The organism is Mesorhizobium sp. M3A.F.Ca.ET.175.01.1.1 (assembly GCF_004791945.1).
Taxonomy (GTDB): Bacteria; Pseudomonadota; Alphaproteobacteria; order Rhizobiales; family Rhizobiaceae; genus Mesorhizobium.
This window is the reverse complement of the sequence record NZ_SRTP01000015.1, coordinates 17,958-39,512: the sequence shown is the minus strand read 5'-3', so window position 1 is coordinate 39,512 and position 21,555 is coordinate 17,958. Positions and strand designations below refer to the sequence as shown.

Annotated in this window: 17 protein-coding genes and 2 pseudogenes; 12 read left to right on the top strand and 7 right to left on the bottom strand. The window is 65.3% G+C overall.

Annotated elements, in window-relative coordinates:
• Nucleotides 1–18 precede the first annotated feature (18 nt).
• Nucleotides 19–444: a GNAT family N-acetyltransferase gene (locus tag EN818_RS26000; protein ID WP_135905816.1), complete on the top strand. Its 426-nt coding sequence runs from the start codon at nt 19–21 to the stop codon at nt 442–444.
• Here the strand turns inward: EN818_RS26000 and EN818_RS25995 are convergent.
• Nucleotides 441–1,556: an anhydro-N-acetylmuramic acid kinase gene (locus EN818_RS25995; RefSeq protein ID WP_135905814.1), complete on the bottom strand. Its 1,116-nt coding sequence runs from the start codon at nt 1,554–1,556 to the stop codon at nt 441–443. The two genes, EN818_RS26000 and EN818_RS25995, sit on opposite strands and share 4 nt — an antisense overlap.
• Nucleotides 1,557–1,768: 212 nt before the next feature.
• On the opposite strand from EN818_RS25995, the gene EN818_RS25990 reads away from it, so the two are divergent.
• The 7 genes and pseudogenes from EN818_RS25990 (at nt 1,769) to EN818_RS25960 (ending at nt 11,466) form a co-directional block, all read left to right on the top strand.
• On the top strand, nt 1,769–2,458 hold the full coding sequence (locus EN818_RS25990; protein WP_135905812.1) for an SDR family NAD(P)-dependent oxidoreductase: 690 nt from the start codon (nt 1,769–1,771) through the stop codon (nt 2,456–2,458).
• Between the two features lie 164 nt (nt 2,459–2,622).
• Nucleotides 2,623–3,642 carry an isopenicillin N synthase family oxygenase gene (locus EN818_RS25985; RefSeq protein ID WP_135905810.1) on the top strand — a complete coding sequence of 340 codons (1,020 nt, stop codon included), beginning with the start codon at nt 2,623–2,625 and terminating at the stop codon, nt 3,640–3,642.
• A 413-nt stretch (nt 3,643–4,055) separates the two neighbouring features.
• The gene (locus EN818_RS25980) at nt 4,056–5,447 is read left to right on the top strand and encodes an SWIM zinc finger family protein (protein ID WP_245518876.1); all 1,392 of its coding nucleotides are present in this window, start codon (nt 4,056–4,058) and stop codon (nt 5,445–5,447) included.
• Nucleotides 5,444–6,880: a DUF5691 domain-containing protein gene (locus tag EN818_RS25975; RefSeq protein ID WP_135905806.1), complete on the top strand. Its 1,437-nt coding sequence runs from the start codon at nt 5,444–5,446 to the stop codon at nt 6,878–6,880. Before EN818_RS25980 ends, EN818_RS25975 begins: the two co-directional genes overlap by 4 nt.
• A 19-nt stretch (nt 6,881–6,899) precedes the next feature.
• Nucleotides 6,900–7,979, top strand: coding sequence for an AAA family ATPase (locus EN818_RS25970; RefSeq protein ID WP_135905804.1), 1,080 nt, complete (start codon nt 6,900–6,902; stop codon nt 7,977–7,979).
• 2 nt (nt 7,980–7,981) lie between these two features.
• Entirely contained in the window at nt 7,982–10,237 is a 2,256-nt protein-coding gene (locus EN818_RS25965; protein ID WP_135905802.1) for a DUF5682 family protein, read from the top strand.
• A pseudogene (locus tag EN818_RS25960) lies at nt 10,230–11,466 on the top strand (VWA domain-containing protein). The gene EN818_RS25965 and the pseudogene EN818_RS25960 overlap by 8 nt, the downstream one beginning before the upstream one ends.
• 22 nt (nt 11,467–11,488) lie before the next feature.
• Here EN818_RS25960 and EN818_RS25955 read toward each other — a convergent pair.
• The 4 genes from EN818_RS25955 to mtnK form a co-directional block, all read right to left on the bottom strand.
• A complete protein-coding gene (locus tag EN818_RS25955) occupies nt 11,489–12,214 on the bottom strand; it encodes an MgtC/SapB family protein (RefSeq protein ID WP_135905800.1) in 726 nt (241 codons plus the stop codon).
• A 189-nt stretch (nt 12,215–12,403) separates the two neighbouring features.
• Nucleotides 12,404–13,468 carry a class II fructose-bisphosphate aldolase gene (gene fba / locus EN818_RS25950; protein ID WP_129553147.1) on the bottom strand — a complete coding sequence of 355 codons (1,065 nt, stop codon included), beginning with the start codon at nt 13,466–13,468 and terminating at the stop codon, nt 12,404–12,406.
• Between the two features lie 203 nt (nt 13,469–13,671).
• Nucleotides 13,672–14,766: an S-methyl-5-thioribose-1-phosphate isomerase gene (gene mtnA, locus EN818_RS25945; RefSeq protein WP_135905798.1), complete on the bottom strand. Its 1,095-nt coding sequence runs from the start codon at nt 14,764–14,766 to the stop codon at nt 13,672–13,674.
• Entirely contained in the window at nt 14,763–16,034 is a 1,272-nt protein-coding gene (mtnK, locus tag EN818_RS25940) for an S-methyl-5-thioribose kinase (RefSeq protein WP_135905796.1), read from the bottom strand. The genes mtnA and mtnK overlap by 4 nt, the downstream gene beginning before the upstream one ends.
• A 136-nt stretch (nt 16,035–16,170) precedes the next feature.
• Here mtnK and EN818_RS25935 point away from each other — a divergent pair, with 136 nt between their 5' ends.
• From EN818_RS25935 to EN818_RS25925, 3 genes are all read left to right on the top strand, one after another.
• On the top strand, nt 16,171–17,682 hold the full coding sequence (locus EN818_RS25935) for a sugar ABC transporter ATP-binding protein (RefSeq protein ID WP_135905794.1): 1,512 nt from the start codon (nt 16,171–16,173) through the stop codon (nt 17,680–17,682).
• A gap of 77 nt (nt 17,683–17,759) precedes the next feature.
• Nucleotides 17,760–18,755 (top strand): ABC transporter permease, encoded by a 996-nt coding sequence (locus EN818_RS25930; protein ID WP_135905932.1) that lies wholly within the window; start codon nt 17,760–17,762, stop codon nt 18,753–18,755.
• Between the two features lie 44 nt (nt 18,756–18,799).
• Entirely contained in the window at nt 18,800–19,852 is a 1,053-nt protein-coding gene (locus EN818_RS25925) for a substrate-binding domain-containing protein (RefSeq protein WP_135905792.1), read from the top strand.
• Between the two features lie 74 nt (nt 19,853–19,926).
• On the opposite strand, the pseudogene EN818_RS33815 reads toward EN818_RS25925, so the two are convergent.
• Nucleotides 19,927–20,016, bottom strand: a pseudogene (locus EN818_RS33815) (DUF1127 domain-containing protein); the annotation flags it as partial.
• Between the two features lie 118 nt (nt 20,017–20,134).
• On the opposite strand from EN818_RS33815, the gene EN818_RS25915 reads away from it, so the two are divergent.
• Complete coding sequence (locus EN818_RS25915) at nt 20,135–20,320, top strand: hypothetical protein (protein WP_135905790.1); 186 nt, start codon at nt 20,135–20,137, stop codon at nt 20,318–20,320.
• A gap of 156 nt (nt 20,321–20,476) precedes the next feature.
• Here the strand turns inward: EN818_RS25915 and EN818_RS25910 are convergent, their stop codons facing one another.
• Nucleotides 20,477–21,553 carry a D-alanine--D-alanine ligase family protein gene (locus EN818_RS25910; protein ID WP_135905930.1) on the bottom strand — a complete coding sequence of 359 codons (1,077 nt, stop codon included), beginning with the start codon at nt 21,551–21,553 and terminating at the stop codon, nt 20,477–20,479.
• Nucleotides 21,554–21,555: the final 2 nt, after the last annotated feature.

Here is a 21,555-nt window from a genome sequence, read left to right as displayed (position 1 = left end):
GAACCGGACCGAAGCCCGATGAAGACGACGCTCGAAATCACCGCCGAGCCCTTGCCGCAGGACCTCGCCTTTCTTGCCGAGAGGCTGACGGCTTTCAACGATGGCGATGTCGGCGCCTCGGACCGGAAAGCGCTGGCGATCTTCGTGCGCGACGCTGATGGGGCGATCGTCGCCGGCGTCTCCGGCTACACCGCCTGGGGCTGGCTCTTCGTGCAGTGGCTCTGGGTTGACGAAGAGCTGCGCGGCCGGCGCATGGCGGCCACCATGCTGGAGGCAGCCGAACGCGAAGCGCTGGCGCGTGGCTGCCAGGGCGCCTGGATCGACACCTTCAACCCGATCGCCGCCAAGGCCTATCAGCGCCAGGGTTACCAGCCCTTTGGCACGCTCGCCGATTTTCCCGTCGGCCGCAGCCGCATCTTCCTGCAGAAGAGACTGTCTGATTAACCTGCGAGCCTTCCCCCGCTCATCGGCCGCGGCACGCCGGTCGTGCTCGGGAAACTGATTGGCAGGCCCCGCAGCACCCGGACCGCGAGGAATGCGAAGCACTCGGCCTCCACCGCGTCGCCCTTCCAGCCGAGCGCCTCGGCCTGCACCACCTCGACGCCGGCACGGCGGCCGAGCATCGCCATCATCGTCGGATTGTGGCGGCCGCCGCCGCTGACCGCCAGCCGCTTGGGCCGGCGCGGCAACAGGTCGAGCGCTTTGCCGACGGCGGAGGTGGTGAAGGCCGTCAGCGTCGCGGCGCCATCCTCCACGCCCAGTCCCTCGGCCATGGCTGCCGTGAAGTCGAAGCGGTCGAGGGATTTCGGATAGGGTGCCGTGAGATAGGGATGCTGCAGCAGCCGCCCAAGTCTTGCCTCGTCGACCGTGCCGACCGCCGCAAGCTTGCCGTCGCGGTCCATCTCGCCGAGACCCTTCGACTTGACGAAATCGTTGACCGGCGCGTTGGCCGGCCCGGTATCGAAGGCGACGATGTTGTCCTTTCCATCCCACCAGGTAATGTTGGCGACGCCGCCGAGATTGAGCACGGCGGTATCGCCGCTGGCGTCCGCCTCCCGCAGAAGCGCCCTGTGATAGGAAGCGGCGAGTGGCGCGCCTTGCCCACCGGCCGCCACATCGGCCGAACGAAAGTCATAGGCGACCTTGGTGCCGAGCAGGGCGGCCATCAGCTCGCCGTCGCCCAACTGGCGCGTGCGGCCGATGCGTCCCGGCTGGGGGGCGCGATGCAGCACGGTCTGGCCATGGAAGCCGACCACGCCGATATCGGCCGTGGTCAGCCCATAGCTCGCGACGAGGCTCTTGACCGCCGCCGACTGCGCGCGTGTGAGCGCTTCTTCCGCCTCACGAAAGATCGCCGGTTCCGGGCCGTCGAAATTCCAGGCGCGCGCCTGGCGCAGCGTCTCCTCGAGCAGGCTGCGGATCGGTTGCGGGTAGGGGGCTAGAGTATAGGTGCCGAAATCGGCGATGCGCTCGCCGTCGGTCTTGATCAGCGCTACGTCGATATTGCCGTCAAGCACCGTGCCGGTCATCAGGCCGACGGCCCAGATTGCTTCCATGATCGCTTCCTCGAATCGCCGCTGGAGCAGATGTCGGACGGATCGGTCCGACAGGCAAGTCCTTCGCGATCGCCGGCGATCGTCGCATGGGTCGGCGGCTCTTTTGCGCCAGATACCGGAAATGGATTGGCGCCTTTCTTGCTTCCTGTCGCGCAAGGCGCGAGCTTGTGAAGGTCGGCACCGCCCGCAATGTCATCGCAAGGAGGAAACCCATGGCAGCCAATGTTGCAGTGATTGCAGGCGCCGGGCAGGGCCTCAGCGCTTCGCTGGCACGGCTCCTCAGCAAGCAAGGCTTTCGCGTCGTCCTTGCCGCACGCAATGTCGACAAGCTTGCCGCGCTGGTCGATGAGACCGGCGCGCAGGCGGTCGAGACCGATGTGGCGGACGCCGCCTCCGTCGCACGCCTGTTCGAGGCTGCGGACAAAGCCGGTCCGCTGGAAATCGCCGTCTTCAACGCCAGCGGGCGTACGCGCGGCCCGATCGCCGAGCTCGACCCCGAGGCGGTGAAGCAGGCGCTGCTCGTCGGCGGCTATGGCGGCTTCCTGGTTGGCCAACAGGCGGCGCGCCGGCTCTTGACGCGCGGCTCCGGTTCGATCCTGTTCACCGGCGCTACCGCAAGCCTCAAGGGCTTTTCCGGCTCGGCCGGTTTTGCCATGCCGAAATTCGGCTTGCGCGGGCTGGCGCAGTCGATGGCGCGTGAACTCGCCCCGAAGAACATCCACGTTGCGCATTTCATCATCGATGGCCAGATCGAGCCGCGCGGGCAGGCTGCCGAGCCGGACCGGCCGGATCGCCGCCTCTCGCCGGACGCGATCGCCGAGACTTATCTCTCGGTCCATCGCCAGCATCGCAGCGCTTGGAGCTTCGAGGTCGAGCTCAGGCCATGGGTGGAGACGTTCTGAACCTGCTGGCGCCCGGCCAGGGCGATTTCGAACGCAATTTGCTCGATGAGCCGAAATAGAATGCCGACTTTGCGCCATCGGCATCGAGTTTGGTCGGCGCGTCGCTTGGACTGCGGTGGTGCCCATGTCATCGTGCAGGATAAGTCCCGCAAAGGAGCCTGGCCATGGCGCGAATAGTCCCGGTGCTTGATCTCGATCGTCTCGACCAGGGCGAGTCGGAACGGCGAACCTTTCTCGTCGACCTGCGCACCGCTGCCCGCGACGTCGGCTTTTTCTATCTCAGCGGTCACGGCATAACGCAGCCGGACATCGATGCCGTGCTCGGCGCCGCGCGGCGCTTCTTTGCCTTGCCGGAGGCAGACAAGCTCGCCATTGAAATGGTGAAGTCGTCGCAGTTCCGCGGCTATACGCGCGCCGGCGGCGAACTGACCAAGGGCAAGGCGGACTGGCGTGAGCAGCTTGACATAGGCGTCGAGCGCGCGCCGATCCCGCAAGGGCCCGGCGTGCCTGCCTGGACGCGCCTGCAGGGCCCGAACCAGTGGCCGGCAGCACTTCCCGACCTGAAGCCGGCGCTGCTTGCCTGGCAGGCCAAGGCAACGGAGGTGGCAATCCGCCTGCTCAAGGCTTTTGCGCTCTCCCTCGACCAGGCGGAGGATGCCTTCGATCCGATCTACCGCGGCGAGCCCAATCACCGCATGAAGATCGTTCGCTACCCAGGCCGCGATGCCAACGGCGACGACCAGGGCGTCGGCGCGCACAAGGACGGCGGCTTCTTGACCCTGCTTCTGCAGGACGAGAACAAGGGCCTGCAGGTCGAGTATGACGGGCGCTGGGTGGACGTCGATCCGATCCCGCAGACGCTGGTGGTCAATATCGGCGAACTGCTCGAACTGGCGTCCAACGGCTATCTGAGGGCAACGGTCCACCGCGTCATCACGCCGCCGGCCGGGGTGGAGCGGATTTCGGTTCCGTTCTTCTTCAGCGCCCGGCTCGACGCGACGATCCCGCTGCTCGATTTGCCGGAGGAACTGGCGGCTGAAGCGCGCGGCCCGGCAAGTGATCCGGACAACCCGCTGTTTCGCAATGTCGGCACCAATGTGCTGAAGAGCCGGCTGAGATCCCATCCCGACGTGGCGCGGCGGCACTATGCCGATCTCCTCGAGAGCGCCGCGGCCGCCGGCTGAAGATTTGCTTCCTGCGAGCGATTTTTTTTCACCTTCGCGTCAGTTTTTGGAATTTCGTTCGTGGAAAATACACCGCTCACGCCCCAAATAGAGGGCATCGTCTGGCGTTCTCCTCCCATTGCGCCGGACGATGTTCCCCTCTGAAGGTTATGACCTTCATTTTTGGCCGGGCCGCTTTTCGCGCCCGGCCTTTTTCTTTGAGTCAGAAAATTCCTCATCAGCCAGCCCCGCTCGGTCGACGGCTGCTAGCGCGTGAAGGCGTATCATCGGTTGGCCCGTCAGTTCGCCACGGCAACGAAACGTTAGACAACGTGCCAACTTTGCCGTTGCTGGAGCTACACCAGCGCGCCGCAAACAGTTATCTATCTTGCGACGTCATGCTTCGGGGGTGAGGGCGCGGCTTGCAGCTGGACTTGAAAACGATCGAGGCGCTCGCGCCCGACCAGGCATCGCTCGCCGCCGCGGCCAAGCTGACCAAGCGATCGAACTGGCCCCGGCTCGAGACGAACGAACAGCTGGGGCTCGTCTGGGGCGAATGCCAGGGCTCGGGGTCCAATCCCTACCGCGTCGTGTTCGACCTCCGCGATCACGGCAACAAATGCACCTGTCCGTCGAGAAAGTTTCCGTGCAAGCACATTCTTGCATTGGCGTGGATCTGCGCCACGGCGCCCGTCAGCTTCGATCGTGTTGATCAGACGCCGGAGTGGGTAACTGACTGGCTTGGCCGGCGTCGCAAGCCCAGTCCGCAGCCGACGCAGACGGCGGCCGATTCGCAAGTCAAAAGCATCGACGAGGCGTCGCGGCCCGAGCAGAGCGATCCCGTTGAAGACGCCGCAGCTGCCGAACGCCGCGAGGCAGCTCAGCGCAAGCGGGCCGAGGACACGCGCAGCGCGGTCTCGGCCGCGCTCGACGAGCTCGACCAGTGGATTGCCGACCAGCTTCGGCTCGGCCTTGCCGGGTTTGTCGAGGCGTGCAGCGAGCGCTGCCGTCGCATCGCCGCACGGCTTGTCGACCTCAAGGCGACCGCGCTTGCGGGCCGCATCGACGAGCTGCCGGCGCGGCTGATGGCGCTGCGCAGCGAGGAACGGCCCGATGCCGCGATCCGTGAGCTCGGCAAACTGGTGCTGCTTGCCAAGGCATGGCGCGCCGCGCCCGACGACGCCGAGCTGAAACGCCTGGTTTCAACGTCGGAGACCCGCGAGCAGATCCTCGCCAATCCGGATGCCGTGCAGGTCGAGAGCGACTGGGAGGTGCTCGGCGAGAAGATCGAGACCCGCCGCGATGGTCTGGTCAGCCACGCGACCTGGCTGCTCGATCTGCAGAGCCTGACGCCGCGCTTCGCCGTCCTGCTCGACTTCTTCCCAGCCTCGGCCGGCCGGCGGTCTGGCGCTTTTGCGCCCGGTGATCGGTTCAAGGCGAGGCTCGTGTTCTATCCCTCCCGCAATCCGCTGCGGGCGCTGGTGGCGGAACGACTGGGGGATGTGACCTCAGGGGCAGCGTGGCCCGTTTTTAGCCAGGGCGCTGCCGGCGATCCGCTGGAGGCGTATTCGACCTTCCAGGACAATGCGCCCTGGCTCTCCGACTGCCCGGTCATCCTGCCGGCTGGCGCCATTCTGACGGATGAAAGAGACGGTGCCTGGTGGCAGGCGGGAAGCGGTCCGAGCGCCATCGCCCTGCCCGTGGAGGGCACGGTCAACCAGACCCTGCTCGGCATCGAACTCACAGCCACCGCCGCACTCTGGAATGGCGCCAGGCTCGAGTTGCTGGCATCGCAAAGCAACATCGGGAGGCTCGATCTGTCATGAACGAGCTGGAGCAGGCAGGGCTGGCGAGGCTGCGCGACGGCTGGATTTCGGGTGGCGCCGTTTTCGAACTGGCCCCGGTCGAATGGAAGCATGTCGCCGCCGCCTCGACTTCGGACGAACAGGAGCGGCGGCTTCTGGCGATCGCCGCGCAGGCGCTGGACGTCGCGCTTCGGCCGGCCGCGCCCAAGACCTTGAAGCGTCGCCCGCCATTGCCCGTGCTCGCGCTGCCGATGCTTCCCGATCGGCTGCGCCCGTTGCTGCGGGCGGCGCTGAGGCAAGCAGCGGATGCCAGGCGCAAGACGCTGGTGATCAAGCTAGTGGCCAGCCGCGGCTACGTCACGCATCCGATGGACTGGATACCCGCGGCATCTGATCAGAACGCCCCGGACGTCTATGCGCCGTGGATCGATTGGCAGACAAGCGCCGAACAGGAACGGCAAGGCTCGCATGAGAAGCTGAGCGCCGGAAACTGGGCCGACTTCTACCCCGCCGCTCGGCGCGTCGCGCTGGCCGCGATGCGCCGGAGCGATCCGGCCGCCGCCCGGCTGCTGATCGAAGCCAAGGCATCGGCTGAATCGGCCGAAGTCAGGCTGTCGCTGGTCGAGCTCATCCGCATCGGCCTCGGTCCCGACGATGCGCCATTCCTGAAAAGCCTTGCGACCGACCGCTCCGGCAAAGTCCGCGAACTGGCGGGCCGCATGTTGGCGATGCTGGGCGAACATGGCGAGGCTGGGCCTGACGTTCCAGTCACCGAACTTGCCGGCTTCATTGAGGAAGGCAAGGCCGGCTTCATCCGCCGCCGCACCACATTCGGCCCGGTGAAGACCAAATCGCACGCGCAGGAGCAGCGGCGCGCCGAGTTGTTCGAGCTCTGCAATCTGGTCGATCTCGCTGCCCGGTTCGGGGTCACGGAGGTCGACTTCATCACGGGCTGGCAGTTCGGCACCGACCACAATGCCGATATCCTGCTCTCGCGCATGGTAGCCGCCTCCGGCAGCGACACTGCGGTGGCGCATATGGCCGACATGCTTGTCGCCGAAGGTGGCAAGCATGTGTTTCGCGCGCTTCAATTGACGCCGCGCTTGGACAATCGCCGAAAACGTGTGCTGGTCCGGTTGATCCTTAAGCAGGCGAACTACCTCGGAATGCTCAATCTGGCGGAAAACCTCGACGCTGGCTGGCTGGACTGGGACGACCTGACGAATGGGCAAGTGCTCCCAGCGTTGCGTTCCATCATTGGTGGAAACGACGATGCCATGCGGCAAGGAGTTCACGACTTCCTCGAGATAATGGGCTTTCTTGCTACCGCAACAGCTGCGACGAGACTGATCGAAGATTTAGTTGCAGCCGGCCTGCCGCCCGCCTCGCCATCGCTTGGCCTGCTGCGCCTCAATGCGGCACTGGCCGAAAATCCTTCCCAAATCGTCAGATGATCAACCCGGAGAAGATCGCATGAACGCAGCCATCCGCCTTCCGGCCGAGCAGCTCTACGCCTCCGAACTGCAGGCGCTCGCCCGCGGCGACGACCGCCAGAAGCCTGCCGGCTGGAGCCTGTCGCCGAGAGCCGTGTTGACCTATCTGATGGGCGGCAAGGCGAGCGACGGCACGCTTATCACCCCGAAATATGTCGGCCGCCGGCAATTGATGGAAACGGCGGTCGCGACGCTCGCGACCGACCGGGCGCTGCTCCTGCTCGGCGTTCCCGGAACGGCAAAATCCTGGGTCTCGGAACATCTCGCCGGCGCCATCATGGGAAACTCGACGCTGATCGTGCAATGCACCGCCGGCACCGACGAGAACCAGATCCGCTACGGCTGGAACTATGCCCAACTGCTGGCGAAGGGCCCGAGCCAGGAGGCGCTGGTGCCGACGCCGCTCTACCGCGCCATGCAGGAAGGCAAGCTCTGCCGCCTCGAAGAGCTGACGCGCATGGGCTCCGACGTCCAGGATACGCTGATCACCGTGCTGTCCGAAAAGATGATGCCGGTACCGGAGCTGAACACCTCGATTTATGCGCAGCGCGGCTTCAACATCATCGCCACCGCCAACAACCGCGACAAGGGCGTCAACGAACTGTCCTCGGCGCTGAAGCGGCGGTTCAACGTCGTGGTGCTGCCGCTGCCGGACGACATGGCGGAAGAAGTCTCCATCGTCTCCAGGCGCGTTGGCGAGATGGCAGGGGGGCTGGATCTGCCGGTGCCGAAGAATGTCGGCGAGGAGATCGCCCGCGTGCTCACCATCTTCCGCGAGCTGCGCTCCGGCGCGACATCAGACGGCAAGGTGACGTTGAAGACGCCGTCAGGCTCGCTCTCCACCGCCGAGGCGATTGCCACCATGATCGGCGGCCTCAGCCAGGCAGCGTGGTTCGACGGCGGCAAGCTCAACGCGGAGGGCCTTGCGCCCAGCCTCGTCGGCGCGATCGTCAAGGATCCGGTCCAGGACAAGGTAGTGCTGGAGGAATATCTCGAGACGGTGCTGAAGAAGCGGCCGGACTATGCCGGCTATTATGCGGCGCTCAATGCGGCCATCTGAGCATGACGCAAGCCGGCATCAGCTATTTCGGCATCCGCCATCATGGGCCAGGCTCCGCCGATAGCCTGGTCAAGGCGTTGCAGGAATTGCAGCCGGTCGCCGTGCTGATCGAAGGGCCGACGGACGCTTCGCCGCTGCTGCCGCTGCTCGCCAGCCCCGACATGAAGCCGCCGGTGGCGCTGCTCTGTTATCCGGAGGACGATCCCGCCGCGACCAGCTTTTGGCCCTTCGCCGAATTCTCGCCGGAGTATCAGGCAGCGCTTTGGGCCGTCGCCAACAAGGCAGCGTTGCGCTTCATCGACCTGCCGTCGGCGGCGCGCCTGGCCGAGATGGCGCCTGACAATCCGGCAGATGCCGATGCGGCCGAAGCTGATGGCACGGCACCGGGCGAAGAAATATCGCCCGTCCATGATCCGATCGGCATGTTGGCGCGCGCCGCTGGCTATGAAGACGGCGAAAGCTGGTGGTCGGACATCATCGAGCAGAATCCGGAGCCCGGCCCGATCTTCGCGGCCATCGCCGATGCGATGACGACGCTGCGCGAGGGCGAGGCCTCGATCGGCAAATTCGAGGCCATGCGTGAAGCGCATATGCGGCTGGAGATCGCCGCCGCGCGCAAGGAATTCGAAGGCCCGCTGGCGGTCGTCTGCGGCGCCTGGCATGTGCCGGCCTTGCAGACGGCGCATACGCAAAAAAGCGACCAGGCGCTGCTCAAGGGCATCGGCCGGCGCAAGACCATGATGACCTTCGCGCCATGGACGGGACCGCGCCTGGCGCTGGGCTATGGTTACGGCGCCGGCGTCGTCGCCCCCGGCTGGTGCAAGCACCTGTGGCAGACGCGGGGGCAGGACGACGCCTCGGTCCTGTGGCTCGCGCGGATCGCCGCGGTGCTCCGGGCCAAGGGCCATATGATCTCGACGGCCTCACTGATCGAAGCCGAGCGCCTGGCGCGGGCGCTGGCCGCCATCCGCGAACGGCCGAAGCCGGGTTTCGAGGAACTGCGGGACGCATCGATCGCCGCCCTCTTCAACGGCGAAGCCTTGCTGTGGAAGATGGTCGAGGCGGAACTGCTGCTTCGCGCCGATGTCGGCGAGATTCCGCCCGATACGCCGCTCGCGCCGCTGATCGACGATTTGCAGAGGAGCCAGAAAGCGGCCCGGCTGAAACCCGAAGCGCTGGAGCGGGAACTCTCCGTCGACCTGCGCAGCGAAAGCGGGCTCTTCCGATCGACGCTGCTGCACCGGCTGAACGTGCTTGGCGTGAACTGGGGCAGGCTGACGGATACCGGCCGCAGCCGTGGCACCTTCCGCGAGCGCTGGATGCTGGCCTGGCAGCCGGAATATGCCGTTCGCCTGGTGGAGAACCTGGTTTATGGCCCGACGATCGAGAAGGCCGCCAACGGCCGCCTCGTCCAGATGATCGGCGCTGCTTTGACGCTCGATACGCTTGCCACGCTGGTCCAGGGCGCCATCACCGCCGCGCTGAGCGAGGCCTCCGCGGCCGGCCTCGCTGCGCTCGAGGAAAAAGCGGCGCACAGCAGCGAATGTCTGGAACTCCTGGCCTCGGTGCCGCCGCTCGCCGACATCATCCGCTACGGCGAAGCGCGCAAGACAGAGACGGAGCGCCTCGCCGGCCTGCTGGAGCGGCTGATCATCGAGGGTTCGATCGCGCTGCCCTACGCCGCCCGCGATCTCGACGCGCAGGCTGCCGGCGCGCTCATGGGGGCGATGCGCAAGGCCGACGAGGCGATCAGGCTGGTGGAGCCGGACGAGCATGTCCTGGAGGCTTGGCGCACTGGCCTGGCGGCCGTGCTCGATTCGTCGCGCTCGACGGCGCTCGTCGCCGGCTGCGCCGCGCATCTGCTCTACGAGGCCGGTCTGCTGTCCGCTGAAGCCGCGGCCGACCTGCTGGGGATGCGCCTGTCGCCCGGAACGCCGATCGCCGATGCCGCCGCCTTCTTTGAGGGCTTTTTCAGCGGTGCCGGCCAGAGACTGATCTATGACGAAGGCCTGCGCGGCGCCGTCGATGCCTGGCTGGCTTCGCTGGACGAGGAGGCATTCGTAGCGCATTTGCCGTTGCTGCGCCGCGTCTTTTCCAACCTGGACAGCATGGAGCGCCGGCGCCTGATCGAAGCCGTGCTTGGCAAAAGAGCAAGCCTGCCCGCCGGGCTGACCCCGGCGCCGGATGGTGGTGAAGCCTGGCGCCGGCATTTTGGTCTCCTGGGCAGGCTGCTTGCAGGGGAGGCCCACAATGGATGAGGAAACGATCGGGCCGGAACTGGATCCGACGGAAGGGCCGCGGGAGCGCCGCTGGCGGCTGGCAATCGGTGCCGACGATGAGACTTCGTCGGCGCTGTCGGCGGAAGACCGCGAGCTTTCGGCGGCACTCGATGCGCTTTACGGCGACGGCAGCGGCGACACCGCCGGCGACCCGCGCAAGCGGCGCGGGGGGCTTGGCCGCTCGGCGCCGCGTGTTGCGCAATGGATGGGCGACATTCGCTCTTTCTTCCCCGAGCAGGTCGTCCAGATCGTCCAGAAGGACGCCTTCGAGCGGCTGAACCTGAAGCAGATGCTGATGGAGCCGGAATTCCTCAAGGCGATCGAGGCCGACGTCAATCTCGTTGCCGATCTGGTCTCGCTGCGCTCGGCCATGCCGGACAAGACCAAGGACATCGCCCGCTCGATCATTTCCGACATTGTCGCCAAGCTGATGCAGCGGCTCGAGCAGAAGACAGCCGAGGCGATACGCGACGCTCTCGACCGCTCCAAGCGCAACCAACCGGCCGCGGCAACGCGACATCGACTGGCCGCGCACCATCGCCGCGAACCTTCGCCACTACCAGCCGGAGCACAAGACCGTGGTGCCGGAAAAGCTGGTCGGCTTCATGCGCCGCCAGCGCCGGTTGGTCGATCTCGACGAAGTGACGCTCTGCGTTGACCAGTCAGGCTCGATGGCGAGCTCGGTCATCTACGCCTCGATTTTTGCTGCCGTCATGGCCTCGCTGCCGGTGGTGCGCACCAAGCTGGTCTGCTTCGACACCGCCATCGTCGACCTGACGGAAGAGCTCAGCGATCCGGTCGAGGTGCTGTTCGGCGTCCAGCTCGGCGGCGGCACGGACATCAACCAGGCGGTGGCCTATTGCGCCGAGCGCATCGAGCGGCCGACCAAGGCTCATTTCATACTGATCACCGATCTCTACGAAGGCGGCAACGGCCAGGAACTGCTTCGCCGACTGGCCACGCTGGTGCGGTCGGGCGTCAATGTCGTGGTGCTGCTGGCGCTCACCGACCAGGGCCGGCCCGGATACGATCCTTCCATGGCCGGTTCGGTGGCGGCGCTCGGCATCCCGGTCTTTGCCTGCACGCCGGACCATTTCCCCGACATGATGGCGGCCGCACTGCGCCGCGAGGATATCGGTGCCTGGGCGGCTGGCGCGGATATCAAGCTCGTTCGCGCCGACGCCGAAACGCCAAACCCGGCCGAGTAGCTTGGGCGAATTTGGGGCTGGCTCAGGACGGCTTCTCGCCGATCATTTCGAACCGCTCGACCGCGCAATGTTGGCCGATCACTGCGAGCACGGCCGTCGCCGGTTCGAGCGCATCGGGCTGCTTCCACTCGAGCTTGAAGGAATATACGAAGCTGTCGCGGCTGGCATTGTGCTCCATGCCGACGAAGCGGGCGGTGTAACCGAGTGGCTGCACCATTTCTTGAAGATCGGGTGGTGAACTCTTCGGCCAAGAGACCGAGACGATCGCCTTGTGGTCGCGGGAAATCTGCAGATCGACCCATTTCAACGCCTGCAGCGTCACCAGCGTCAGCACCGTCGCGGTCGCGCCGAGGCCGTACTGGCCGCCACCGAAGGCGAGCCCGATCATCGTCATGATCCACATGGTCGCGGCGGTGGTGACGCCGGTGACGAGGTCGCCGCGGCGCAGGATGGCGCCGCCGCCGATGAAGCCGACGCCCGTGAGCACGCCGAGCGCAAAGCGCATCACATCCATGCGCACGAACGAATCCGGACCCTTGCCGACGACGTCGAGCAGCATGTTGGCCTGCACCATGGCAACGGCGGCGGCAAGGCCGACGAGAATGGTCGTCCGCAGCCCTGCCGAATGGCCGCGCGCCTCGCGGTTCAGGCCGATCAGGAAACCGGCCAGCAATGTCAGCAGCAGCCGCGCGACGAGGTCCGGCCAGGTCGGGTGAAGCGGCATGTCGCAGCAAAGCGGGTCGAACATCGTCCGTCAGGGCAGCGCAGCCGCGCCCTCCGTTGCGTCTGGACTGTTCAACTTAGCTTGACCGCCGATGGTTCCGCTGCGACGTCCTTCGACTTCGCAAACGCCTCTTCACCGGGCAGCGATGCGCGCCGCCAAGGAAGCGGATAGGCTTCCCGCGACCGAGGTCAGCCGGTCGCGGGAGATGGTCGCCTAGCCGAATTTCGGATCGAGGCTGCCCGACTTGTAGCGCTTGGCCATGTCCGACAGCGGAATCGGTTTGATCTTCGGCGCGTTGCCGGCGGTGCCGAACTGCTCGAAGCGCTCCTTGCAGAGCTTCTTCATCGCGGCCATGGCCGGCGTCAGATATTTGCGCGGGTCGAACTCGCTGGGGTTCTCGGTCAGCACTTTGCGGATCGCGCCGGTCAGCGCCATGCGGTTGTCGGTGTCTATGTTGATCTTGCGCACGCCGTGCTTGATGCCGCGCTGGATTTCTTCGACCGGCACGCCCCAGGTCGGCTTCATCTGGCCGCCATACTTGTTGATGATCTCCTGCAGCTCTTCCGGCACCGACGACGAGCCGTGCATGACCAGATGCATGTTGGGCAGGCGGCGGTGGATCTCCTCGATCACGTTCATGGCCAGCACCGCGCCGTCCGGCTTGCGCGAGAATTTGTAGGCGCCGTGGCTGGTGCCCATGGCGACCGCCAGCGCGTCGACATGCGTGTCGCGCACGAACTGCTCGGCCTGCACCGGGTCGGTGAGCAACTGATCGTGGCTGATTTCGCCTTCGACGCCATGGCCGTCTTCCTGCTCGCCGCCGCCGCTCTCCAGCGAGCCGAGAACGCCGATCTCGCCTTCCACCGAGACGCCGCCCCAATGCGCCATGTCGACGACGCGCCGGGTGATGCCGGAATTATAGGCATAGTCGGCCGGCGACTTGCCGTCTTCCTTGAGCGAGCCATCCATCATCACCGAGGTGAAGCCGTACTGGATCGCGGTGACGCAGGTCGCTTCGTTGTTGCCATGGTCGAGGTGCATGCAGACCGGAATGTCGGGGTGGATCTCGACCAGCGCATCGATCAGCTTGGCCAGCACCACGTCATTGGCATAGGCGCGCGCGCCGCGGCTGGCCTGCAGGATGACCGGCGACTTGGTCTCCTCGGCCGCCTCCATGATGGCGAGCCCCTGTTCCATGTTGTTCATGTTGAAGGCAGGCACGCCATAGCCGTGTTCGGCGGCATGGTCGAGCAATTGTCTCAATGTGATGCGAGCCACCCAGTAGTCTCCCGTAAGCTGGTTTCGAGCCTGTGTTCCATAGGCCGTCCGCTCGTCGGCCGGCCGGATGCTTCTGGCCGGAATCCCGCTGGACCACAACCTTCGCCGAAGCAACTCTTGTTACGGAATGATGGAAATGCCGGCCATGAGGCGCGTTGCCGCGCGTTTGCCCGGTAACCGGTGACAAATTTCGCCGAAAACGCTCAGCCGCGCTCGGGAAACATCGCCTTCAGGGCCTCGCGCGAGGCGTTCGCCACGCCGCGCTCGGTGATCAGGCCGGTCACCAGCCGCGCCGGGGTCACGTCGAAGGCGGGGTTGGCCGCCGGCGTCGCGTCGGGCGAGACGCGCACCTGCGCGACCTTGCCGTCGGCCGTCTTGCCCCAGACCAGCGAGACTTCGTCGCCGGAGCGCTGCTCGATCGGAATCTCGGCAAGCCCGTCGCCGACCGTCCAGTCGATGGTGGGCGAGGGGAGCGCGACGTAGAAGGGGACGTCGTTGTCAGCGGCGGCGAGCGCTTTGAGATAGGTGCCGATCTTGTTGCAGACGTCGCCATTGGCGGTGGTGCGGTCGGTGCCGACGATCACCATGTCGATGTCGCCATGCTGCATCAGGTGGCCGCCGGCATTGTCGACGATCAACGTGTGCGGCACCCCGTGGCCGGCCATCTCCCAGGCCGTCAACTGGGCGCCCTGGTTGCGCGGCCTGGTCTCGTCGACATAGACATGCACGGGAATGCCGGCCTCGGTCGCCAGATAGATCGGCGCGGTAGCAGTGCCGTAGTCGACCGTCGCCAGCCAGCCGGCATTGCAATGGGTCAGGATGTTGACGGTCTCGCCCGGCTGCTTGCGCGCGGCGATCTCCTTGATGATGGCAAGCCCGTTCTCGCCGATGGCGCGGTTCAGCCCGACATCCTCGTCGGCGATCTCGGCGGCGCGCCGATAGGCGGCCTCGGCGCGCTGTTCGGGCGCGAGCGGTTTCAAAAAGCGTTTCATCTCGTCCAGCGCCCAGCGCAGGTTGATCGCCGTCGGCCGCGTCTCGTGCAGGGTTTCCCACGCCGCGTCGAGTGCTTCGTCCGACGCATCGTCCCTCATCTGGATGGCGACGCCATAGGCGGCGGTGACGCCGATCAGCGGGGCGCCGCGCACCCACATGTCACGGATGGCCGTGGCGATCCCGGCGACGGTTCCGATCCTCTCGATGCGGAACTCATGCGGCAGCCAGCGCTGGTCGATGATCTCGACCGAGCGTTTGTCGTCGCTCAGCCAGATCGTGCGGTAGTGGCGGTCGCCGACGTTCAAATTCCGCTCTCCTGTTCGATCAGCGCGGCCAGATTGTTGACCTCGTCGATGCTGTGGATCCGGCGCCGGTTGACGGCGATATGGCGGCCGAAGCGCAGCGCCTTGGCCTCACATGTGGCGCGCAGATCCGGCTCGGCAATGGTCTCGAAATCGGCGTTGTGCGCGAGGCCGAGTATGCGCCTGTGCACCTCGATGCCGGCAAAGCCGAGCAGGTCGGTCCAGATGCCCGACAGCATGTGGTCGAGCGCCTGCTCCGAGCCGAGCCGGTCGCCCTGATCCTCGAACAGGCTCCTCTGGTAGAGCATCCCGGTGCGCTCTGTCCGCCACAGATGCGAGAACTCGGCGCGGAAAATGGCCCAGGTCTCGGCGGTGACCTTGAGCAGGTAGGCTCGCATCGAGTCCCGGCTGCCTTTTTCCTCATGACCGCGCTGAGAGAAGAAGGCCATCCAGAAATTGGCGAGCAGCATGCCGACGTCGAAGGCGATCGGGCCGTAGAAGGCGAATTCCGGATCGATCATACGGGTCTCGTTGTCGGTGACCATGATCGAACCGGAATGCAGGTCGCCGTGCAGCAGCGTCTCGGCATTGGCGGCGAAAAGGTGCTTCAGCCGCTGCGCTTCGACCTTGAGGTTGCGGTCGGCGCGCAGCTCGGCCACCAGGCCGTCAAGCTGCGGGCTGGTGTGCCGGTTCATGCTGGCATCGCAATAGGGGTCGGAGAACACCAGGTTCTCGGTGATGTCGCAGAGCTCGACATTGTCGGCGAACAAAGCGAGATCGGCCTTGCGCTCCTTTGCCGCCATCGACAGGTCGGAGCCGCGAAACAGCGTGCGGGCCATGAACAAGCCGATGTCGAGCGCGATGTTCGGCAGCTCGCGTCCTTCGATCAGCGCGCGCCTGAGAATGATGTGCGGCGACAGATACTCCATGACGATCAGCGCCTGGGTCTCGTCGAAATGGTAGATCGCCGGTACCGAGCCCGGCGCCCGCGCCTCCTGCCTGGTCAGCGCATGATATTCGAAGAAGGAGCGCTTCAACGGCAACGGCCAGCTGTCGCCGACCAGCCGTACATAGGGCAGCGCCTGCTTGACCACGGCGGCGCCCTTGTCGCCCTCGACGATGAAAACGAGGTTCAGATTGCCGTCGCCGACTTCGCGCACCTTCCACTGGCCGGCATCGCTACCGATCCGCTCGGTCAGCGCTTCGTTCTCGCCAAGGCGGCTCGCCAGCGTCTCCACCGACAATGCTTCAAAAGGCTTCGTCTCGGTCATCCTCACCCTCCTGCTCATCTTTTCCAACGATAGCGGAGCCATGGCGGCGGGGCCAAGCTAGGTAGCGCTTTGTCAATTGTCAATCGTGTTGACAATTGACGAGCGAGCCCATAGCGTCGACGTCAGGGAGGAACGAATGGGCGCAGACGCCGTGTTCCGTGTGGAGGGCTTGAGGAAATCCTTCGGCCACAACGAGGTGCTTGGCGGCGTCTCGCTCGAGATCTTTGCCGGTCAGGTGATCGTGCTGATGGGCGCCAACGGCGCCGGCAAATCCACCCTGGTCAAGATCGTCAGCGGCGTCTACGACCGCGACGGCGGCACGATGCGGCTCGCCGGTATGGCCTTTGACCCGAAGACGCCGGCAGAGGCCATCCGCGCGGGCGTCGTCACCGTGCATCAGAACATCAATGACGGCGTGGTGGCCGATCTCGACGTCGCCACCAATCTGACGCTGGACAGGCTGAGCGGCAAGGGCGCCTCGCTGTTGTTCAAGCCCGCCAATGTTCGTGCTGAGGCCAGGGCCGTTGCCGACCGCATGGGACTGGCGATCGATCTCAGGGCACGCGTTGCCGACCTTTCGCTGGCTGACCGCCAGATGGTGGCGATCGCCCGGGCGATGGCGCATCGGCCCAAGGTGCTGATCCTCGACGAACCGACCTCCTCGCTGTCGAGCGCCGAAGCCGACCGGCTGTTTTCGCTGATCGACCGGCTGCGCGGGCAGGGCGTCGCCATTCTCTACATCTCGCATCGCATGTCGGACATCAGGCGCCTTGCCGACCGCATCGTCTCGATGCGCGACGGCGTCATCTCCGGCGTCTTCGACACGAAGCCGCTCGACTATGAAGGCGCCGTCAACGCCATGCTCGGCCGCAAGATCCATCTCGACCGGGTCGTTGCCAGAAGCTCGGCGCGCGCAGTTTTCCGCGCCGAAGGCCTGCAGATCGCGCAAGGATCGAAGCCGATCTCGATGACGCTCGGCGCCGGCGAGGTGGTGGCGATCACCGGCCTGGTCGGCGTCGGCAAGACAGCGCTTGCCGAAACCTTGTTCGGCGTGCGCAGCCCGCTTGCCGGCGCCATGCATATGGACGGCAAGTCCTACGCGCCTCAGTCGGCGCGCGAGGCGATCGCCGCCGGCGTCTACCTCGTCGCCAAGGATCGCGCAGCCAGCGGCATCGTCAGCGGCTTCAACATCGAGCGCAACATCAGCCTGCCGTTCCTCAAGCGCATGTCGGGCCTCGGAGTCATGAAGAAGCGCGCCGAACGGGCTGTGGCGCGCCGCCAGATCGTCGAGCTCGGCATCGTCTGCCGCTCCGAGAAGGACGAGCTCTCGGCGCTTTCGGGCGGCAACCAGCAGAAGGTGATGGTGGCGCGCTGGATGTCGCAGGCCTCGCGGCTGTTCATCCTCGACGAGCCGTTCCAGGGCGTCGACATTTCGGCCAGGCGCGACATCGCCGCGAAGTTGCGGGCAAGCGCCGACGGCCGCGCTACGCTTCTCTTCGTCACCGAGCTCGACGAGGCGCTGGAGACCGCCGACCGCATCCTGGTGATGTCCGAACACACGATTGTCGGCGAGCACAGGAATGCCGATATCGACCTCGACCGCCTACTGGCGGAGGTGGCCGGCGGGCCGCTTCACAGCGCCGCGTGACATCGCCGGATGACGAGATTTGGAGTGCAGGCATGAGTTCCAGTTTGGCGGAGAGGGCAACTGCGCGGGAGCGTTCGATGACATTGCGCGACTATGCCATCCGCTATGGCTTCATCATCCTGCTCTTCGGGCTGATCGCCTATTTCGCGATCGCCGCCGACGGTTTCGTCTCGCCGCAGAGCGCCGTCTTCATCTTCCAGTCGGTGGCGATCACCGGCATTTTGGCGCTCGGCGTCACCGCCACGCTGGTCGTCGGCGGTTTCGACCTGTCGATCGGATCGGTCGCCACCAGCGCCATGATGGCGGCCTCCTACGCCATGGTGGTGCTGGAGCAGAACGCCATCGTCGCCGTCATTGCCTGCCTAGTCATTGGCGTCGCCGTCGGCCTGATCAATGGCTGGCTGATCGTCTACATGCGCGTGCCGGACCTGCTCGCGACGCTCGGCATGATGTTCCTGCTGCTTGGCCTGCAGCGCATCCCGACCGAGGGCCGTTCGATCGCCACCGGGATGACCATGCCCGACGGCTCGGTCGCCAATGGCAAGTTCAGCGAGGCCTTCCTGGCGCTCGGCCGTCACCGCGTCGACTTCTTCATCCCGAACCTCATCCCGGTCTCGGTGGTGGTGCTGATCATGCTTGCGGTGGTGATCTGGTTCTTCCTCGAATACACCCGTTTCGGCCGCATGATGTACGCGGTCGGGTCCAACGAGCGCGCGGCCGAACTCGCCGGCGCGCCTGTCAAGGCATACAAGATCTGGGCCTATGTCATTTCGGGAGTTTTTGCCTCGATCGGCGGGATTTTGCTCGCCGCCCGGCTTGGACGCGGCGATATCGCCTCGGGTAATAATCTCTTGCTCGACGCTGTCGCCGCCGCACTCATCGGCTACGCGGTGCTCGGCGCCGCCAAGCCCAACGCCTTCGGCACGGCCGTCGGCGCGGTCTTCGTCGGCGTCCTCCTGCAAGGCCTGACGATGATGAACGCCCCTTACTACACGCAGGATTTCGTCAAGGGCGCGGTTCTCGTCGTCGCCCTTGTCTTCACCTTCGCCCTTTCCGGCAGGGGCAAGAGATAGTTTTCGACCGGGGCAGATTGAACAAAACAACGGAGGAAAACGAAGTGAGCATCACAAGAAGACTTTTCGGGAAGGCCGCACTCGGCCTTGCAGGCGCGGCACTGCTGATGCAGGGCACCGCATTGGCAGCGGATCGTCCGGCGCCCTTCGACAAGCCCGGCGTCAAGATCGCCCTGGTGCGCTATCTCTCGACCGGCGACTTCTTCCAGGCCTACCTCTCCGGCGTCGAGGCGCAGGCCAAGGCGCTCGGCATCGATCTGCGCGTGCTGGACAGCCGCCAGGACGCGGCGCTCCAGGCCGACATGGTCGACCAGGCCATCGCACTCGGCGTGCAGGGCATCATCATCCAGCACGGCCTGACGGAATCGATGAAGGACGCCGCCCAGCGCGCCGTTGATGCCGGCATCAAGGTCGTGGCCTTCGACGTCAATGTCGAGAACCCGAAGATCCCGCAGATCGAGCAGTCCGACCGCGACCTCGCGCGCCTGGCGCTGGAGCAGGCGGTCAAGGACAATGGCGAGAGCTGGAAGGCGGGCTACGTCTACGTGGCAGGCATCGCGCCGCTCGACCGCCGCAACGAGACCTGGGTGGACGTGAAGAAGAAGCACTCGGGCATCAGCGAGGTCGCCATGTTCGGCACGCTCGACAACCCGATCGCCAATTCCGTCGCCAACCAGGCGCGTTCGGTGCTGCAGGCGCATCCCGACATCAAGGTGATGTTCGCGCCCTATGACGAGTTCGCAAAGGGTGTGAAGATCGCCGTCGACGAGGCCAGCCTGAACAAGGACATCAAGATCTACTCGGCCGACATCTCGACATCAGATATTGCCGCGATGCGCGAGCCCGACAGCGCCTGGGCCGCCACCGCCGCCACCAACCCGGCCGTCGTCGGCCAGGTCTCGGTGCGCGCGCTGGCGCAGCTGCTCGCCGGTGAGGATCCCGGCCACAATGTCATCGTGCCGCCGACGCTGATCACCCAGAAGGAGCTGATCGACAAGGACATCAAGAACATGGAGGATCTGTCGGCCAAGCTGCCGCAGTTCGCCCATGCTGATGTCGCCATGCCGGCCTGGATGCCGAACCCGAACACCAAGTAAAGTTCGGGCAGTCGCAAATGAAGAGAGCGGTCCCGCGGGCCGCTCTCTGTCTTTCTAAGGCGAATGTTGCGGCCTCATTGCTGCCAGAAGGGCAGTTTCGCGATCTCGGCCTCGACCTCTTTCTTTGTCAGCCCGATATCGCCGATCAGATGCGGATTATCCCTCGCCATGTGCCTGAGAAGGCTGACAGCTAGTACTGAATTCTCGAGTGGTCTGCAGCGTTCTCTTGTAACTAGGCCCCACGTTTGATTATGGTGATCAAAATTAAGGCGGAGAGAATCAATGGCCGAGGCAACCATCGTCGAAACAGGTGTCGGGACACATCAGCGCGTAGCTCTCGATCTGGCGAAATTCATCTTTTCGACCAGTTCAGATGTCAAAGGGATGACGCAGGACGAGATATTCAGTCTTTATCAAAAGTGCCTACAGGCTACATACGGGCGCTACCCAAAAACACAAATCGCTTAGATCGCAAAATAGGTACAATTTCTCCTACGCGTGCCGGTACTTTCGGGCAGGTTTGGCGCCCCAAACGACGCCGCTATGTTGTAGCCGCTGGGCACCGCAAGTCATACGCTCGGCCAATTGCCTGAAGCGTAGGAAGGCCTGAGCCACGTCCTGCTCTCAGCCCGTCCGCCCGGCCCGCACCAGTCCATGGGCCACCAGCCGGTCGATGACCTCCGGATAGCTGACGCCGCTTGCCGCCATTGCCTTGGCGTACATGCTGATGTCTGTGAAGCCGGGAATGGTGTTGAGTTCGTTGATCAGGAACGTCATGTCTGGCCTCACGAAAAAGTCGACGCGAGCCATTGCATCGCAGCCGAGCGCCCGGAACGCTTTTGCCGCCGTCTCGCGGATCTCTGCTTCGATTGCGCCGGGCAGTTCGGCAGGCACCTTCAGTGCCGCGCCGTCCTTGTCGATGTATTTGGCGTCGTAGCTGTAGAAGCCGTGGCTTTCGGCCGGCACGATCTCGCCGGGACGGGAGACGAAGAGACCGCCTTGCGTGTCTTCCAGCACGCTGCATTCGATCTCGCGGCCGCGGATGAACTCCTCCGCCAGCAGCTTGCCGTCATGCCTCAACCCCTCGGCCAGCGCCGCCTCGTAGTCCTTGTCGCTCGCAACCTTGCTGACGCCGACGGATGAGCCCTGGCGCGCCGGCTTGATGAACATCGGCGTGCCGAGCGCGTTGGCGATTTCGGCGAAGGCCGGCGTGGCTTCGGGCAGGATCGTGATCGACCGGGCGACAGGCAGGCCCGCTGCCATCAGCAGCCGCTTGGCGATGTCCTTGTCGAGCGCCGTGGCCGATCCCAGGATGCCGCAGCCGGCAAGCGGCACGCGCGCCACTTCCGCCAGCCCCTGAGCCGCACCATCCTCGCCATGAAGACCGTGCAGGACCGGAAACAGGATGTCGATGCTGGGCAGTTCGTGAGGCGGCCCGTCGGCCGGGATCTCCAGCATCCGTCCATGCCCGCCCGGCACAAGACAGACCTCCGAGCCGCTCGAAGGTTTCGCCAGCACTCCGTCTTCGAAGCGGCTCAGCAGCCATTGCCCTTCACGGGTGACGAAGATCGGAACGGCATCATATCTGGCGGGCTCCAGCGCGCGCATGACATTGGTCGCTGAAAGCACCGACACGTCGTGCTCGGCGGACCGGCCACCAAAGAGCACGCCAATCCGCAGTCTTTTCGCCGCCATCGATATCT

Coding starts and splice junctions, on each gene's coding strand:
- EN818_RS26000 (WP_135905816.1), top strand. CDS start 19: ATGAAGACGACGCTCGAAATCACCGCCGAGCCCTTGCCGCAGGACCTC.
- EN818_RS25995 (WP_135905814.1), bottom strand. CDS start 1,556: ATGGAAGCAATCTGGGCCGTCGGCCTGATGACCGGCACGGTGCTTGAC.
- EN818_RS25990 (WP_135905812.1), top strand. CDS start 1,769: ATGGCAGCCAATGTTGCAGTGATTGCAGGCGCCGGGCAGGGCCTCAGC.
- EN818_RS25985 (WP_135905810.1), top strand. CDS start 2,623: ATGGCGCGAATAGTCCCGGTGCTTGATCTCGATCGTCTCGACCAGGGC.
- EN818_RS25975 (WP_135905806.1), top strand. CDS start 5,444: ATGAACGAGCTGGAGCAGGCAGGGCTGGCGAGGCTGCGCGACGGCTGG.
- EN818_RS25970 (WP_135905804.1), top strand. CDS start 6,900: ATGAACGCAGCCATCCGCCTTCCGGCCGAGCAGCTCTACGCCTCCGAA.
- EN818_RS25965 (WP_135905802.1), top strand. CDS start 7,982: ATGACGCAAGCCGGCATCAGCTATTTCGGCATCCGCCATCATGGGCCA.
- EN818_RS25955 (WP_135905800.1), bottom strand. CDS start 12,214: ATGTTCGACCCGCTTTGCTGCGACATGCCGCTTCACCCGACCTGGCCG.
- mtnK (WP_135905796.1), bottom strand. CDS start 16,034: ATGACCGAGACGAAGCCTTTTGAAGCATTGTCGGTGGAGACGCTGGCG.
- EN818_RS25935 (WP_135905794.1), top strand. CDS start 16,171: ATGGGCGCAGACGCCGTGTTCCGTGTGGAGGGCTTGAGGAAATCCTTC.
- EN818_RS25930 (WP_135905932.1), top strand. CDS start 17,760: ATGACATTGCGCGACTATGCCATCCGCTATGGCTTCATCATCCTGCTC.
- EN818_RS25915 (WP_135905790.1), top strand. CDS start 20,135: ATGGCCGAGGCAACCATCGTCGAAACAGGTGTCGGGACACATCAGCGC.